Source organism: Telluria mixta (assembly GCF_029223865.1).
GTDB lineage: Bacteria > Pseudomonadota > Gammaproteobacteria > Burkholderiales > Burkholderiaceae_D > Telluria > Telluria mixta.
In genome coordinates this window covers 5,849,657-5,864,926 of record NZ_CP119520.1, presented here as the reverse complement: position 1 = coordinate 5,864,926, position 15,270 = coordinate 5,849,657, and the positions used below count along the sequence as shown (strand labels likewise).

Here is a 15,270-nt window from a genome sequence, read left to right as displayed (position 1 = left end):
CGTAAAACCGGGCGACCTAGCCGCTGCGTTGCCGGTGCAGCCGGAAGGCGTCGCGAATATTCCTGACCAGCTCACCATCGTCCCACGGCTTGGTCATGAACTTGAAGAGTTCCCCCTGGTTGACGCTGTCGGTCACCGTCGCGAGATCGGTGAATCCCGACAGGATGATGCGTATCGTATCCGGATAGAGTTCCCTGACGATCCGCATGAACTGGGTTCCCGACATGTTGGGCATACGCTGGTCGGAAATGATGACCTGCACCTTGTTCAAGGCAAGCAGGTTGAGACCTTCCTGCCCGCCGCTCGCCGTCAGCACGCGGTAGCCCTCGCGCCGCAGCAATCGTCGCAGCGTCGCCAGGTTGTCGGGCTCGTCATCGACGATCAGGAGCGTATCGTCATCGACCTGTTCTCCGAGCGTCAGCAGCGTCTTTTCAACGAGCATGGCTTCGAATTGCGCGGCCGGCACCGCCTCGCTGAAGTAAAACCCCTGCAATTCGTCGCAACGGCGCCGGCGCAGGAACTGCAGCTGACCTTCCGTTTCCACACCTTCGGCGACCACGCGTAAATGCAGGCTGTGGGCCATCGCAATGACCGCGGTCGCAATCGCCGCATTTCCTGCATTGGCATTGACGTCGCGAATGAACGCGCGATCGATCTTGACCGCATCAAACGGGAAACGCTGCAAGTGGGCGAGCGATGAATGCCCGGTGCCGAAATCGTCCAGGGACAACTGGATGCCAAGCGCCTTCAAGGCCTGCAGATGCGCTGCGGCCAGCTCCACGTCATGCATCACCATCGATTCCGTCAGCTCGAATTCGATATGGTGGGCCGGCAGCTGGTGCCTGGAAAGCGCATCCATGACGTTCTGTACGAATTTTCCATTCCTGAGCTGCGCCGCCGACAGGTTGACCGCGACCGGCACGACGTCGATCTGTCGTTCCAGCCAGCGCGCCTGCTGGCCGAAGACCGTATCGAGAACCCAATCGCCGATCGGCTCGATCAGCCCGACCTCTTCCGCGAGCGGAATGAAGGTGCCGGGACATACCAGTCCCCGCTGTGGATGCCGCCAGCGGATCAGCGCTTCGGCGCTGTCGATGCGTCCACTCACCAGGTCGACCCGGGGCTGGTAGTACACGACGAATTCCTGTGCGTCGAGCGCATGCAGCAGCTCCGATTCCAGCGCGAGCCTGGCGGCGTGAAGCGCATTCATCGCCGGCGAGTAATACAGGTAAGGTTCGCCCAGCCGCTTGGCACTCTGCAGCGCCGCTTCCGCATGCTTGAGCAGCCTTTCGGCGTCGCCGCCATCACGGGGAAACAATGCCAGGCCGGCCCGCGCCTGGACAAGTGCTTCGTGCGGCCCCAGCCGGAAATGCTGGTTGATCGCCGCCAGGATCGTCCCGCCCACGATATGTTCGAGGTCGGCGACTTGCGCCACTTCGGCGATCGCGATCGCAAACGTGCCGCCGCCGAGTCGGGCAAGGCTGGCGCCCCCCGGGAGCGCCTCGTCGAGACGCTGTGCGACCTGCTTGAGCAGGGCGTCGCCCATGTGGCGTCCCAGCGCATCGTTCAACTGCGTGAACCGATCGATATTCACCAGGATCGTGCAGACATGGTGCCCGGCCTGCGCGCCGTGAATGAACTGTGCGAGCCTGTCCTCGAACAGCCTGGCGTTCGCCAGTCCGGTCAACACGTCGTAATACGCCAGGTAACTGAGCCGCTCCTTGTTGTCGATGAACTGCAACGCAAAGTTGAGGTCACCGACCAGGTCATCGAGGAGCTTGACTTCTTCCGCATCGAAGAATCCGGCGGTATCGGCAATGAAAACCATCACGGCATCCACGCGGCCGGCCGGCGCCAGCGGCAGCGCGGCAACGGCACGATGGCCCTCCTCGAGCATGTCCTTTGCCAACGGCGCCAGCCCGGGATCCGTCGCGACGTCGTTGCAAATCACCGCCCGCCCTTCGCGCGCCGCCACGCAAGCCGGCCTGGCGCTGTCGACACTGTCGGCACGTAAGGTCAAGCGCACCCGGTCGGCGTTGCGCCGGTCGGCGCCGCACCATGCCACGACGCGCCCGTCGAGCGCATCGGGCTCGAACACGCCGATCCATGCCGTCTTGAACGCGCCGACGTGCACCGCAATCCGGCAAACCTCGTCGAACAGCGCGTCCCGCGTATGAATCCGGGTAATCGCGGCATTGACGCCGCTCGACACGGCGTAGATCCGGCTGAGACGCATGATCTTGTCCTGCGCGAGCAGGCGCTCGGTGACGTCGTGGGCCAGGACAAACCTGCACGGGCGTTCATCGAACCACAAGGGATGCGACGTGATTTCCACCTGAATCAGGGAGCCGTCCTTCCTGACATGACGCCAGATCCCGGATTTCTCGATACTCGGCACCTGCGGCTGGCGCAGGTTCGCATCCAGCCGCGCGAGATCTTCCGGCAAACGGATGTCGCGGATCGTCATGGCCAGGAATTCCGCTTCCGAATACCCATAATGGACGATTGCCGCGGCATTGACCGCCATGAAGCGGAACGTGTCGAGGTCGTATACCCACATCGGTACGGGATGCGCATGAAACAGCGCGGAAAATCCGGCGTCGGATGGTTGAATCATGACATTCCTGACCAGCGGCTTTCAAAATACATGCGGGGCGACTCCGGTTCAAGATTGCTCGAACCACTGCGATTTTGCAAGTCCGTTATTTCGCGACAAAATGCCGCCCCGATATCCGTGTACAAGTTCGCGATCGTGTGGTCACATCCGCCACCGTTTGCTTTAAAATCCTTGTCTTTTAGCAAGCGGACACCATGGCTTCCGACGACACGACACTCCACCGCGGCCTCAAGAGCCGGCACATCCAGTTGATGGCCCTCGGCGGCGCCATCGGCACCGGCCTGTTCCTCGGCGTCGCGGAAACGGTCAAGCTGGCCGGCCCGTCCGTCCTGCTCGGCTACGCGATCGCGGGCCTCGTCGCCTTTTTGATCATGCGCCAACTGTCCGAGATGATGGTCGACGAACCGGTCGCCGGCTCGTTCGGCCATTTCGCCGACAAGTACTGCGGCCGGTTCGCCGGCTTCGTCTCGGGCTGGAATTACTGGGTGCTGTACGTGCTCGTCAGCATGGCCGAGCTGTCCGCCGTCGGCATCTACGTGCAGTACTGGTTTCCCGACGTGCCGGCGTGGGTGTCGGCGCTGGGCTGCTTCGTGCTCGCGAACGGCATCAGCCTGATCAACGTGCGCGCGTTCGGCGAGAGCGAGTTCTGGTTTTCCGTCATCAAGGTGGCGGCCATCATCGCGATGATCGTCTACGGCGTGTTCCTGCTCGCGAGCGGCGGCGCCGGACCGCAGGCGAATGTGAGCAACCTGTGGACGCACGGCGGTTTCTTCGCCCACGGCATCCAGGGCCTCGTGATGTCGATGGCGATCATCATGTTCTCGTTCGGCGGCCTGGAAGTCATCGGCATCACGGCGGCCGAGGCGGCCGATCCGTCCCGCTCGATCCCGCGTGCCACGAACCAGACCCTGTGGCGCATCCTCGTGTTCTACGTGGGTGCCCTCGCCGTCCTGCTGTCGCTGTACCCGTGGGACCAGATCGTGCCCGGCGCCAGCCCGTTCGTCCTGATCTTCAAGGCGCTGGACGCCGGCATCGTCGCCCACGTGCTGAACGTGGTCGTGCTGACGGCCGCGCTGTCCGTCTACAACAGCTGCGTGTACTCGAACAGCCGCATGCTGTACGGCCTCGCCGTGCAGGGCCATGCGCCGCGCGCGCTGTTGCGCGTCAATGAACGGGGCGTGCCGCTGGCGTCGCTGGCCGTGTCGGCCGTCGCCACCGCGCTGTGCGTCGGCGTCAACTACGCCGTGCCGGGCAAGGCGCTGGGCCTGCTGATGGGCCTCGCCGTCGCCGGCATGCTGATCAACTGGGCGATGATCAGCTGGTCGCACCTGCGCTTCCGCGCCGCCAAGGAGGCTGCCGGCGAACGCACGGCGTTCCCGAGCCCCCTGTACCCGCTCACGAACTGGGCCTGCCTGCTGTATCTCGCGGGGATCGTCGCGATCATGTATGCCACGCCGGAACTGCGCGTATCGGTATGGATGATCCCGGCCTGGCTCGTCGCGCTGGGCGTCGGCTACCGCATCGCCGAGGGCCGGCGCGCACGCGTCGCCCGCGCTACTTCCTGATGCCGACCGCCGCGCCAGTCTCGAAGAACTGGCCGCCGGCGATATAGTGGATGCTGCGCCTGCCGCCCTGATCTTCCTTCCAATGGCCGTCCGCGAACACGGCCGGATCGGCCCACGCGGCCACGACTTCGGCGAGGAACAGGTCGTACGCGGCCTGGATGTGCGGCTCCTGGATCACGCGGCATTCCAGCCACGCGAGGCAGCCGTCGACGAGCGGCGCTTTGACGACGCTGCCGGGCAACGTGCGGATGCAGTGCGCGGCGAACTTGTCGGCGTCGCGGCCGGACGTCGAACCGACGGCGACCGTCAGCGCCGCCTGGTCGCTGGACGGCACGTTCAGCACGAATTCGCCGGACCCTTCGATCAGGCCGCGCGTGAGCGTGTTTTTATCGATGACGACGGCCACCTTGGGCGGGTCGAAATCGAGCGGCATCGACCATGCGGCCGACATCACGTTAACGGCGCCGTCGTGCGCGCTGCTGACCATGACGGTCGGGCCGTGGTTGAGCAGGCGGTAGGCTTTCGGGAGTTCTACAGGGACAAGTGTGGTCATGGACCAATGATACACTCGGCCAGTCACGAACTCCGACCTTTGCGAGCCCAGCATGGAACAACAGGAATTCCTCGAAGCCCTGAAAGCGGAAGGTTATGCCGAACCGGTCCTCGTCGAACGCGCGCCGAACGGCACGCTGGCCGACCACGCGCATCCGTTCGAAGCGAAAGCGCTGATCCTGAAAGGCGAGATCCGCCTGCACGCCGGTGGCGAGATCAAGATCTATCGGGCCGGCGACGTGTTCCACGTGCGCCGCGACGAGCCGCACCGCGAGAGTTACGGGCCCGAGGGCGTGGCCTATCTGTCCGGCCGGCGCTGAGTTTGCTCCATTCTCAGGCGCACGCTTCGGCCAGCACGAGCACCGGCTGCATGCCGGGCGCCCGGAATACGATGGCGAAGCAGTCGAACCAGTCCTGCGGGTCGGGACAGCCGTCCGCGAGCATCGCCCTGTAGGCATCCTCGGCGCGGTAGGCATACGCGACGACGACTTCGCCCGCCGCATTGCCGAACCACGCCTCGTCGTCCGCGCGCGGCCGCACGCCGTCGCCCTGGCGGCCGTGCCAGCCATGCTGCGCGGGGTCGAACAGCAGCACCTCGCGCCCGCACACGGGGCAGGCCGCATGCACGGGTCCGACGGGCGCCGCGACCGTCTTGCGGCCGAACAGCCCGCGCCGCTCGCGCCGCCGCGCCGTGCGCAGCTTCAGTTCCCAGCTGCCGCAGGGGCAGCCGAGCCGGCGCGCGAGAACGTCCGGGCCGTGCGGCACCCCGCGCACGACAGGCGTCGTGACGTTGGCGAGCATGAACGGCGCCAGGTTGGCCGGGATGCGGGCACCGAGCAGGGCGATGAGGTCGGACACGGTCCGGATCCGTAGTCAGTAATCAAAAATACTTCGACAGATAGTACACGCCGGAGTCCGGGAACACGGTCGCCACGCGCTTGCCGGCGAGGCGCGGCAGCAGGTGCGCGATGCCGGCCGTGACGCAGCCGCTGGACCCGCCGGCGAGGATGCCCTCCTCCGCGGCCAGCCGGCGGCACCAGTCGAGCGCGTCGTCGTCGGCCACCTGCACGACGTCGTCGACGATGGCGGGGTCGAAGCTGCCGGACGCCTGGCGTTTGCCCACGCCTTCGACGACGCTGGCAAACGGGCCATCGGCGGGCGTGTCGGTGACGACCTTGCGGTAGGCGGAATTGCGTGGCTCCACGCCGATCACGATGAGGTCCGCCTTCTGCTCCTTGAGGTAGCGCCCGATGCCGGAGATCGTCCCGCCCGAGCCGATGCCGCACACGAACACGTCGATTTCGCCCGCGAGCTGATGCCACAGTTCCGGACCCGTGTCGCGGTAATGGGCTTCGCGGTTCAGTGCCGAGCGGTACTGGTCGAGGAAGTGGACGTTCTCGCCCTGGGCCAGGCGTTCGGCCACGGCGTGGTAGCCGGCGACGGGATCCTGGCCGTCGTCCGGCGCGCACAGGTGCACCTCGGCCCCGTAGGCGCGGATGCGCTTGATCTTTTCGATGCTCGTAGTCTGCGGTACGGTCACGTCGCATTGCAGGCCCAGCACGGCGCTGGCCATCGCGAGCGCTGCACCCGTGTTGCCCGACGAGCTTTCGACGACGCGGGCCGTGCCTGCCGGCAGGCTCTTGAGCATGTGCCGCACCATGCGGTCCTTGATGCTGCCGCCCGGATTCATGTATTCCAGCTTGGCGACCACGTCGAAGCCGGCAAAGAGGCGCCCCAGCCTGACGGCGGGGGTATTGCCGATCGCGTCCATCACGGAAGATTTGACTTGGGATTCCACGCCGCTCCTTTCAGTGAGATTTCCGCCGAGAAAGGCTAACACAACAATGCGTTCCACGGCGTCGGATTGGAACGCGCTTACCTTAACCGGGTAAGGTGCGTTCTCGCAAGACATTCGGCGTGCCGGTGTGGCCTATCGGGTTCATCGGGGCAAATTGCGTGTCCACGTGACAATTCGCGGATTTACCAGGCATGATCATTTGCTAAGCTCGCACTCTTGAAAACAATTATGCTAAAAGATGCATTTGAATGCATATTTGCTAGAATCGTCCCATGCCTTCCCCTGCCATCACCGAATCCTCGATCATCCGCCTGGTCGACACGTTTTACGCGCGCGTCCGCGACGATGCCGTGCTGTCCCCCGTGTTCGAAGCAAAGCTGGCCGGACGGTGGCACGAGCACATGCCGCGCATGTATGCGTTCTGGACCAAGGTCCTGCTCGGCACCGGCGAATTCCAGGGCAATGTGTTCGGCAAGCACATGGCACTGTCCGGCATCGAGACGGAGCACTTCGTCCGCTGGCTCACGCTGTTCCGGTTGACGGCCATCGACGTGTTCGGCATCGACGGCGCGACGGACGCCCTGGAAGTGGCGCAGCGCATCGCGTCCAGCCTGCAACTGGGCTTTTTCGGCGATATTCGGGTCTCAAGCGCGGCGTGACGCGTCACGGTCGCGCTGTTCGGCCACGGCGGCCAGCAGCGCCTGCTTCAGCTGCAGATCCGTAAACGGTTTCGTCAGCACGCGCGCCGTCACGTCCGACGTGCCCGCGACCAGGCTGCCGTAGCCGGACGCGAACACGATGGCGACACTAGGATGGCGTTCCACGATGCGCCGGGCCAGGGTGAGGCCGTCCAGGTCGGGCAGGCTGTAGTCGACCACGGCCGCGTGATAGCGGTCGCGCCTCAGCATGGCCAGCGCGTCCTGCGCCGTGGGCGCCTCGTCGGCCTGGAAGCCGGCCGCCAGCAGGATGTCGCGGTACAGCTCGCGCGCCTGGGCATCGTCTTCGATCAGCAGCACGCGCAGGCCGGCGGACGCCGCCTGGCGCGGCGCCGGCGCGTCCGGTGCCGGTTCGGGCGTCGTCTCCTTCGCACCCAGCAGCTGGCGCACCTTGGTCGCCAGCTTCTCCCGCCGGTACGGCTTGGACAGCAGTTCCACGCCCGGATCGAGGCGGCCGCCGTGGATGATCGCGTTCTGCGTGTAGCCCGACGTGTACAGCACCTTCATGTCAGGCAGCAGCGCGCGCGCCTGGCGCACCATCTCCGTGCTCTTCAGCTTGCCCGGCATGACGACGTCCGTGAACAGCAGGTCGCAGCGCACGCCGGCCTTCAGCACGGCCAGCGCCATCTCGGCATTGTCCGCGCGCAGCACCTGGTAGCCCAGTTCGGAGAGCATGCCGACGACGGTCGCCTGGACGCTCGCATCGTCCTCGACGACGAGGATCGTCTCGGTGCCGCCGCGCACCTCGTTCGCGACCGGTTCCGGCAGCGTCTGCTCCGCTTCCAGCACGCGCGGGAAATACGCCTTGATCGTCGTACCGTGTCCGACCTCGCTGTAGATGCGGAAGTGGCCGCCGCTCTGCTTGACGAAGCCGAACGCCATCGACAGGCCGAGGCCCGTTCCCTGCCCTTCGCCCTTGGTGGTGAAGAACGGTTCGATGGCGCGCTCGCGCACGTCGGGCGGCATGCCGGTGCCGGTATCGGAGATCGCCAGCAGCACGTACTGCCCCGGCGGCACCTCGTGCGCCGCGCTGACGTAGGTGTCGTCGAGCATCGTGTTGGACAGTTCGACCGTGAGCTTGCCGCCGTCCGGCATCGCGTCGCGCGCATTGATGGCGAGGTTCAGGATGACGTTTTCCAGCTGGTGCGGGTCGAGCGTGGTGTTCCACAGCGACGCGGAGACGACGGTCTCGACCTCCACATGCTCGCCGACGGCGCGGCGCACGAGGTCTTCCATGTTGCGCACGACGCGGCCCGGATTCAGCACATAGGGCTGCAGCGGCTGGCGGCGCGCGAACGCGAGCAGTTGCGACGACAGCTTGGCGCCGCGGTCGACGGCGGCCAGCGCCATCTGCACATGCCGCTGCGCGGCCGGCAGGCCGGCCACCGTTCCGCCCAGCAGCTGCAGGCTGCCGCCAATCACTTGCAGGATGTTGTTGAAGTCGTGGGCGACGCCGCCCGTCAGTTTGCCGACCGCTTCCAGGCGCTGCGCATGCTGCAGGACCTGGCGCGCCTCGTCCAGCTGCACGCGCTGGGTGACGTCGCGCGTGATCTTGGCGAAGCCGGCGAGGCGGCCGTCCGCGTCGCGGATGGCGTCCACGACGACATCGGCGCGGAAGCGCGTGCCGTCCTTGCGCACCCGCACGCCTTCGCCATGGTAGCGGCCCTGCTCGCGCGCCGTCGCGAGCACGTGTTCCGGCAGGCCGTTGTTCCGGTCTTCTTCCGTGTAGAAGCGCCGGAAGTGCGAGCCGATCACCTCGTCGGGCGTATAGCCCTTGATGTTGCGGGCGCCCGCGTTCCACGTCGTCACGAGGCCTTCCGGCGACAGCATGTAGATCGCGTAGTCGATCACGCTGTCGACCAGCAGGCGGAACTGTTCCTCGCTGCGGCGCAGGGCTTCGCGCGCCAGCTTCTTGTCGCTGATGTCGCGCGTGATCTTCGCAAAGCCGAGCAGCTGGCCGTCGTCGTCGCGGATCGGGTCGATGACCACGGACGCCCAGAAATGGCTTCCGTCCTTGCGCACGCGCCAGCCTTCCGCCTCGAACAGTCCTTTCTCCAGCGCCGTGGCGAGCGCCCGTTCCGGCAGGCCGGCGGCGCGGTCCGCCGGCGTATAGAAGCGCGAGAAATGCTGGCCCAGGATCTCCGCCTCCGTGTACCCCTTGAAGCGGCGCGCGCCGGCGTTCCAGCTCGCGACCGTGCCGTCGGGATTCAGCATGTAGATCGCATAATCGGCGACGCGCTCGACCAACAATTGCATACGGCGCTGCGTGGTGAAGTCGGAAGTCATGGTGAGCCGGGTCTGATGTTCATGATCTCAGTATAACATTGTGGAAATATTCATGCATGCAATGAAACGTTTATGGCTCGGTTGACAACGTTGCGTGTCGGATCACGCTTTCCGATACAATGGGGTGGACAACTTAATGGAGAACGCCATGTCGGGTTACAGCATCAATATTGAAGAAAAAACACTCGCCGGAAACAACTTCCGCGAAGTCCTGTATACGACCCAGCGCAGCCAGCTGGTCATCATGACCCTGCAGCCGGGCGAGGAAATCGGCCTCGAAAAGCATGAGGGTCACGACCAGTTCATCCGTGTCGAGGCCGGCCAGGGCGTCGCGATCCTGGACGGAGAGCAGCACCCGCTCGAGGATGGCGTCGCCGTCGTCATCCCGGCCGGGACCGAGCACAACGTCATCAACACCTCGGGCAGCGAACCGATGCGCCTGTACACGCTGTACACCCCGCCCGAGCATCCGGACGGTATCGTCCACGCCACCAAGGCCGAGGCCGACGAATACGAGAAACAGCACGGCCACTGAGTCAGCGGCGCTCTACCCTTTGCACGCGAGGCCGTAGCGCGTCATCGTACAGGCGCGCTCGATACACTGGCGCGCGTCGTAGCCGTGCGCCCGGCATTGCATCAGCGTCTCTTCGCGGCGCTGCCGCGGCGACTGCGTGGCGGCCACGGGCGGCGCCTCCTGCACCGGCGGCCGTCTCGTCCTGACCGCCGTTCGTTTCTTCTCCACTGACCTGGTGCGCGCCGCACGCCGTGGCGGCTTGACGTCGACCGGGGTCGCGGCAACAGGTTCGGCGGACTCGGGCGCCTTGTCCTCGACGGCGGGCGCGACCGGTTCGGGCGCCGGGGCCGGCACCGGCTTCACGGCCTCCGGGACGACGGCCGCCTGCACGGGTGCAGGCGGCGGCGAAGCGGCGGCGAACGGCCGCACAACCGGCGGCTGCCCCGCCGGCGACGTGTTGGCCACGACGACCAGCGCATCCTCGACCCGGTTTTCCTCGTAGAGCCACAAACCGCCCGCCGCCAGGCCCGCCAGCAGGCCGCCCGCGATGCTCCAAGTGACGAGGCGGCGTTTCCACATGCTCGACCAGGCCGGCGCCGCCGCGTCTTCGCGCAGGCGCGCGGCGAGCCATTCGGCTTCGATGTCGGGCTGGACGGGACGCGGGATCGTACCGGCATCGCCTTGCGGCGGCGGGATGGGATGCGGGATGTGATGGGGGACGTCGTGCCGTTCGGCCACCGGCGGCGGTTCGGGCGGCGGCTCCGGACGGGGCCGGGCCTCGCTGCCCGGTAACGTGGCCTCGTCGACAGGCGGCGGCGCTGCGGCGCGCGCCGTCCGTGCCGCCGCGATGCGGTCGGCCAGGGCTTCGATCGCGACGCCCTTGCCGCGTGCGGACGTTTCCGGCGCACGCTGCAGCGCGCCCGGATCCGCTTTCTGGACGGCCGCGGCGGCCTCGGTGCGCTGCGCGCCGGGGCCGTGCCACACGGCCGGGCGCCGCGGCGGAGCAGGCGAACGCTGAGGCGGAGGTGGAGGCGCGGGCGGCCCCGCCGACGCCGGCGCCGATCCGCTCTCCTGGAAGTCTTGCAACAATTGGGTCTTCATGGTGCAGTGCGCAAATCCGGGTTCCCGGGGAGGCAGTGTACCGAATTCAACCCAAGCGTGGAGCGCGCCTGATGTTACAAGGTCACGACCACCTGCAACGCCTCCGTACGCACGGCCGGCAGCCGGACGTCGAGCACGCGCCATTTCGCATCCCAGCGCACCGCGACGGCCTTGCCGCCCACCCGCACGGCACGAGGTTTCGTTGCCACGTTGTGGACCTTCAGGTCGAACGTGCGTGCGGTCGGCGTCGCGGCGGCGCCCGGTTCCGGCGTCACCGTCAGCGCCAGGCGGCCGTCGGCGAACTTCCCGGAAAAGCGCACCAGTTCGTACTTGCCTGCTTCGAACGCGTACGCCGTGTGGCCGTCGTCGTCGTACAGATGGCCCTGCGCCTGCGTCACCCCGGCATCGTGCCAGTAATGCAGGTCCAGCCTGGCCGTCGAGTAATCGCGCGTGCTCTGCACCGGTTGCGCGAGCGGGATGAAAGCGCCGGCGCGAACGTACGTCGGGATCCGGTCCGGGCGCGTGGGCACCGTCTCGAGGATGCCGCCGTGGTGCGGCTCGTCCGTGTAAAAGTCGAACCACACGCTGCCCTTGCGCGGGAAGAAGACTTCCTTACGCGCGGCGCCCGGTTCCGTGACCGGTGCTACGAGGAAGTCCGGACCCCACAGGTAGGTGGACGAGATAGCCGTCGTCGACATGAACTCGTTGTCCGGGTCGTCGAACAGCACCGGGCGCATCATCGGCATGCCCGTGCGGCTGTCGTCGAAGGCGGCCGTGTAGTTATACGGCAGCATCGCATAGCGCAGACGGATGGCGTCGCGCGCGAGGGCCTTCACGGCCGGCGTGCGGAAGATCGCCTCGGCCGGCACTTCTTCCTGCGCATGCGGGCGGAAGATCGGCTGGAACACGCCGTACTGCAGCCAGCGCACGTACAGCTCGTCGTCCAGCACCGGCCCGGCAAAGCCGCCCAGGTCGGAATGCATGTAGGCCTGGCCCTGCATGCCCATCTGCAACACGATCTCCATCTGCGACTGCAGGCCGCCCCAACCCCGCTGCACGTCGCCGGACCACGGGATCATGCCGAAGCGCTGCGAGCCCGAATAGCCCGAGCGCATCAGGATGAACGGCCGCTCCTGCGGGTAGTCGCGCGCATAGCCGTCGGCGATCAACTTCGCCCATTCGTGGCCGTAGATGTTGTGGACCTGGTCCGCGGTGCCGCTCGCGTGGCGCGTGGCGGACGGATGCGTTTCCGGCTCGCCCAGATCTCCCCACCAGCCCGCGGCGCCGCCGGCCTTGAGGTCCTTGTAGATGTTCCAGAACCAGTCGCGCGCCTGCGGCTTGAACACGTCGACGAGGCCCGTGTTCCCGAAGAAGAAATCGAAGACGAACGGCTTGCCCTGCGCATCCGTCGCCAGCACGCCCTGCTGCGCGGCGTCCTGCCAGCGCTTCGACGTCGTCAGCACGAACGGTTCCGTGATGAGGACCGTCTTGACGCCCTTCTTGCTGAAGTCGGCCATCATCGCCTCGGCGTGCGGGAAGCTGTCGCGGTCCCATGCGAGGTTGCCCATCGTGCCCTTGACGGTCTTGCCGAACCAGTACAGGTCGAACACGATCGCATCCAGCGGGATGCCGTCCGCGATGAACTTGTCGACGACGTTGCGCGCCTCGCTTTCCGTGTGATAGCCGAAGCGGCTGGCGAAATTGCCGAATGCCCAGCGCGGCGGCAGCGGCTGGCGGCCCGTCAGCCGGGTCGTCCCGTCCATCAGCTGCGCCCAGTCGTCGCCGGCGATCACCTGGTAGGTCTTGCGGCCGCCCATCACTTCGTAGCGCAGGGTGCCGTCCTTGCGGCTGTCGAAATCGAGCCAACCGGCCTGCGGATTGTCGAAGTGGATCGCGTACTTGTGGGACGACACGGCCATCGGGATGCCGTAGCCCATCTGGTCGGCGCGGTTGCCGAACCCGTACGACGCCCGGTTGTACAGGCGCAAGCGGTTGCCGCGCCGGTTCATGCCGACGGCGCGCGAGCCGGCGCCGTACAGCGCCTCGTCGCCCTCGAGCGCGAATTCGATGCTTTCCAGCTCCCCGGCCTGGCCATAGCCCTGCTTCTCGGCGACGAGCGGCCGGCCTTTGTAGGCATAGCTGATGCGCAGCGGCGATTTTTCCACCGTGACCGTGATCCCGTCCGTGACGAGCTGGATGCGACCGTCCGCTTCCCTGATCGCGGCCGGCGCCTGGCCGGGCTTCAGCACGACGGCGTGCGAGGCCGGATCGAAGGTCTCGCCGCGCGGCACGAAGCTCGTCTCGACGATGTTAGCGTCGTAGGGCCGGATCAGGTAGCGGCCGTCGCTGGTGGCGATGTCCAGCGTCCCGTTGTCGTTGCGGTAGCCGAGGAACGTGCGGTCCGCGTTCTGCGCGTGGGACGGCAGGCTGGCGAGCAGGCAGAGGGCGAGAACGGCGTGGGGGATCGGCTTCATGGTCTCCGGGCGGTGTCGTTGTTGGAATACGGGAATTTTAACCGCAATCCGTAGAAAAGCTACAGCGACGGGCTAGCAACATGGAATTTCTGAAGATTTCCGCGTAGTTTGACTACTTACGTAGGTCGTGCGGCGGCCGCGGCATTCTCGCGTCAGAATAGCGGCAACGACAACCCATGAGAGACCCCATGCGCATCGCCACCTTCAACGTCAACGGTATCAACAGCCGCCTCCCCGCCCTGCTGCGATGGCTGGAGGAGACGCAGCCGGACGTGGCCTGCCTGCAGGAGCTGAAGGCGCCGCAGGAAAAATTCCCCGAGATGGAAATCCGCGCGGCCGGCTACTGCCCGATCTGGCACGGCCAGAAAAGCTGGAACGGCGTCGCGATTCTCGCGCGCGGCACCGAGCCGCAGGAACTCCAGCGCGGCTTGCCGGGCGATCCCGACGACGAGCAGAGCCGCTACATCGAGGCGGCCGTGAACGGCATCCTCGTCGCCTGCCTGTACCTGCCGAACGGGAATCCGGCGCCGGGTCCGAAGTTCGACTATAAGCTGCGCTGGTTCGAGCGCCTGCGCCTGCGCGCGCAGGAACTCATCGCCACGGGGGCCCCGGTCGTGATCGCGGGCGACTATAACGTGATGCCGACGGAACTGGACGTCTACAAGCCGGAGCGCTGGCTCGACGACGCGCTGTTCCGCCCGGAGACGCGCGCGGCGTACCAGCGCCTGCTCGACCAGGGCTGGACGGACGCGCTGCGGACGATGCACCCCGGCGAAGTCATCTACACGTTCTGGGATTATTTCCGTGACGCGTACGGCCGCAACGCGGGCCTGCGCATCGACCATCTGCTGCTGAGCCCCGCCCTCGCCCCGAAGCTGAAGGCGGCCGACGTCGACCGCGACGTGCGCGGGCGCGAGAAGCCGAGCGACCATGCGCCGACGTGGGTCGAGCTGGATTGGCCGAAGCTCGGTTGATCAGGCGCGGCGCACGGGCGCCCGCCCCAGCACCATGCCGAGGCGCAGCGCGCTGTCGGTGACGACCTCGATGTCCGGCGTGTACCCGTCCTCGATCCAGCGCAGCGCGATATGGATCACGCCGCCGACGATGCCCGCTTCCAGCAGCGGATCGGCCGGCACGTCCGGGGGCACGAGGTAGCGGCCGACCTGTTCGCCGATGGCGCGCAGTGCGGCATCGAACGCCTTGTCGACGGCCCGGCTGACGCCGCGGATCTCGACGAGGAACACGCGCGCCGAACGCGGCTCCCGCTGCAGCGCCGCGAAATACGTGTGCAGCATCGCCCGCGCCCGCGCGACCCGGCTGCGGCCGGCCTGCTGGGCCGCTTCCGTGATTTCGCCCAGCACGCTGTACGTGACGGCGTTGAACGAGGCGATCAACAACTCTTCGCTGTTCGCGAAGGATTCATAGAAATAACGTTCGGTCAGCCCGGCCGCTTCGCAGACGGCCTTGACGGTCGACTGGCGGTAGCCGCGCTCGCCGTAGACGGCGACGGCCGCCGCCATCAGCTGGGCGCGCCGCTGTGCGCGCCGTTCGCCCTGGGGAACGCCGCGGTAGGGCCGGGCAGGTTGTAAAGATTCTGGAGGCATCCTTCTATTTTCGCACAGAACGTTGCTTATCAATATGTGACAA

At 66.5% G+C, this 15,270-nt stretch carries 13 protein-coding genes; 5 read left to right on the top strand and 8 right to left on the bottom strand.

Annotated elements, in window-relative coordinates; translation table 11 throughout:
* Positions 1-16: 16 nt before the first annotated feature.
* Entirely contained in the window at positions 17-2,617 is a 2,601-nt protein-coding gene (locus tag P0M04_RS25805; RefSeq protein WP_259451395.1) for an EAL domain-containing protein, read from the bottom strand.
* Positions 2,618-2,811: 194 nt separating this feature from the next.
* On the opposite strand from P0M04_RS25805, the gene P0M04_RS25800 reads away from it, so the two are divergent.
* Complete coding sequence (locus P0M04_RS25800) at positions 2,812-4,182, top strand: amino acid permease (RefSeq protein WP_259451396.1); 1,371 nt, start codon at positions 2,812-2,814, stop codon at positions 4,180-4,182.
* Here the strand turns inward: P0M04_RS25800 and P0M04_RS25795 are convergent.
* Positions 4,172-4,735 carry a flavin reductase family protein gene (locus P0M04_RS25795; protein ID WP_259451397.1) on the bottom strand — a complete coding sequence of 188 codons (564 nt, stop codon included), beginning with the start codon at positions 4,733-4,735 and terminating at the stop codon, positions 4,172-4,174. The two genes, P0M04_RS25800 and P0M04_RS25795, sit on opposite strands and share 11 nt — an antisense overlap.
* Before the next feature lie 52 nt (positions 4,736-4,787).
* On the opposite strand from P0M04_RS25795, the gene P0M04_RS25790 reads away from it, so the two are divergent.
* Positions 4,788-5,054 (top strand): cupin domain-containing protein, encoded by a 267-nt coding sequence (locus P0M04_RS25790; RefSeq protein ID WP_259451398.1) that lies wholly within the window; start codon positions 4,788-4,790, stop codon positions 5,052-5,054.
* 13 nt (positions 5,055-5,067) lie between these two features.
* On the opposite strand, the gene P0M04_RS25785 is transcribed toward P0M04_RS25790, so the two are convergent.
* Entirely contained in the window at positions 5,068-5,592 is a 525-nt protein-coding gene (locus P0M04_RS25785; RefSeq protein WP_259451399.1) for a hypothetical protein, read from the bottom strand.
* Positions 5,593-5,614: 22 nt separating this feature from the next.
* A complete protein-coding gene (locus tag P0M04_RS25780; RefSeq protein WP_259451400.1) occupies positions 5,615-6,532 on the bottom strand; it encodes a PLP-dependent cysteine synthase family protein in 918 nt (305 codons plus the stop codon).
* Between the two features lie 272 nt (positions 6,533-6,804).
* Between P0M04_RS25780 and P0M04_RS25775 the strand changes: the two genes are divergently transcribed.
* Positions 6,805-7,191, top strand: coding sequence for a group III truncated hemoglobin (locus tag P0M04_RS25775; protein ID WP_259451401.1), 387 nt, complete (start codon positions 6,805-6,807; stop codon positions 7,189-7,191).
* Here P0M04_RS25775 and P0M04_RS25770 read toward each other — a convergent pair.
* The gene (locus P0M04_RS25770; RefSeq protein WP_259451402.1) at positions 7,177-9,534 is read right to left on the bottom strand and encodes a hybrid sensor histidine kinase/response regulator; all 2,358 of its coding nucleotides are present in this window, start codon (positions 9,532-9,534) and stop codon (positions 7,177-7,179) included. The two genes, P0M04_RS25775 and P0M04_RS25770, sit on opposite strands and share 15 nt — an antisense overlap.
* A 148-nt stretch (positions 9,535-9,682) precedes the next feature.
* On the opposite strand from P0M04_RS25770, the gene P0M04_RS25765 reads away from it, so the two are divergent.
* Positions 9,683-10,069: a cupin domain-containing protein gene (locus tag P0M04_RS25765; RefSeq protein ID WP_259451403.1), complete on the top strand. Its 387-nt coding sequence runs from the start codon at positions 9,683-9,685 to the stop codon at positions 10,067-10,069.
* A gap of 12 nt (positions 10,070-10,081) precedes the next feature.
* On the opposite strand, the gene P0M04_RS25760 is transcribed toward P0M04_RS25765, so the two are convergent.
* Positions 10,082-11,149, bottom strand: coding sequence for a hypothetical protein (locus P0M04_RS25760; RefSeq protein ID WP_259451404.1), 1,068 nt, complete (start codon positions 11,147-11,149; stop codon positions 10,082-10,084).
* Between the two features lie 74 nt (positions 11,150-11,223).
* Complete coding sequence (locus P0M04_RS25755; RefSeq protein WP_259451405.1) at positions 11,224-13,623, bottom strand: glycoside hydrolase family 31 protein; 2,400 nt, start codon at positions 13,621-13,623, stop codon at positions 11,224-11,226.
* 188 nt (positions 13,624-13,811) lie between these two features.
* Here P0M04_RS25755 and xth point away from each other — a divergent pair, with 188 nt between their 5' ends.
* Complete coding sequence (xth, locus tag P0M04_RS25750) at positions 13,812-14,597, top strand: exodeoxyribonuclease III (RefSeq protein ID WP_259451481.1); 786 nt, start codon at positions 13,812-13,814, stop codon at positions 14,595-14,597.
* Here xth and P0M04_RS25745 read toward each other — a convergent pair whose 3' ends face one another.
* On the bottom strand, positions 14,598-15,227 hold the full coding sequence (locus tag P0M04_RS25745) for a TetR/AcrR family transcriptional regulator (RefSeq protein WP_259451406.1): 630 nt from the start codon (positions 15,225-15,227) through the stop codon (positions 14,598-14,600).
* Positions 15,228-15,270: the final 43 nt, after the last annotated feature.

What these genes read in the sequence shown, in the direction of transcription:
- P0M04_RS25805 (WP_259451395.1), bottom strand. Translation starts at nt 2,617, where the DNA reads ATGATTCAACCATCCGACGCCGGATTTTCCGCGCTGTTTCATGCGCAT.
- P0M04_RS25800 (WP_259451396.1), top strand. Translation starts at nt 2,812, where the DNA reads ATGGCTTCCGACGACACGACACTCCACCGCGGCCTCAAGAGCCGGCAC.
- P0M04_RS25795 (WP_259451397.1), bottom strand. Translation starts at nt 4,735, where the DNA reads ATGACCACACTTGTCCCTGTAGAACTCCCGAAAGCCTACCGCCTGCTC.
- P0M04_RS25790 (WP_259451398.1), top strand. Translation starts at nt 4,788, where the DNA reads ATGGAACAACAGGAATTCCTCGAAGCCCTGAAAGCGGAAGGTTATGCC.
- P0M04_RS25775 (WP_259451401.1), top strand. Translation starts at nt 6,805, where the DNA reads ATGCCTTCCCCTGCCATCACCGAATCCTCGATCATCCGCCTGGTCGAC.
- P0M04_RS25770 (WP_259451402.1), bottom strand. Translation starts at nt 9,534, where the DNA reads ATGACTTCCGACTTCACCACGCAGCGCCGTATGCAATTGTTGGTCGAG.
- P0M04_RS25765 (WP_259451403.1), top strand. Translation starts at nt 9,683, where the DNA reads ATGTCGGGTTACAGCATCAATATTGAAGAAAAAACACTCGCCGGAAAC.
- P0M04_RS25760 (WP_259451404.1), bottom strand. Translation starts at nt 11,149, where the DNA reads ATGAAGACCCAATTGTTGCAAGACTTCCAGGAGAGCGGATCGGCGCCG.
- P0M04_RS25755 (WP_259451405.1), bottom strand. Translation starts at nt 13,623, where the DNA reads ATGAAGCCGATCCCCCACGCCGTTCTCGCCCTCTGCCTGCTCGCCAGC.
- xth (WP_259451481.1), top strand. Translation starts at nt 13,812, where the DNA reads ATGCGCATCGCCACCTTCAACGTCAACGGTATCAACAGCCGCCTCCCC.
- P0M04_RS25745 (WP_259451406.1), bottom strand. Translation starts at nt 15,227, where the DNA reads ATGCCTCCAGAATCTTTACAACCTGCCCGGCCCTACCGCGGCGTTCCC.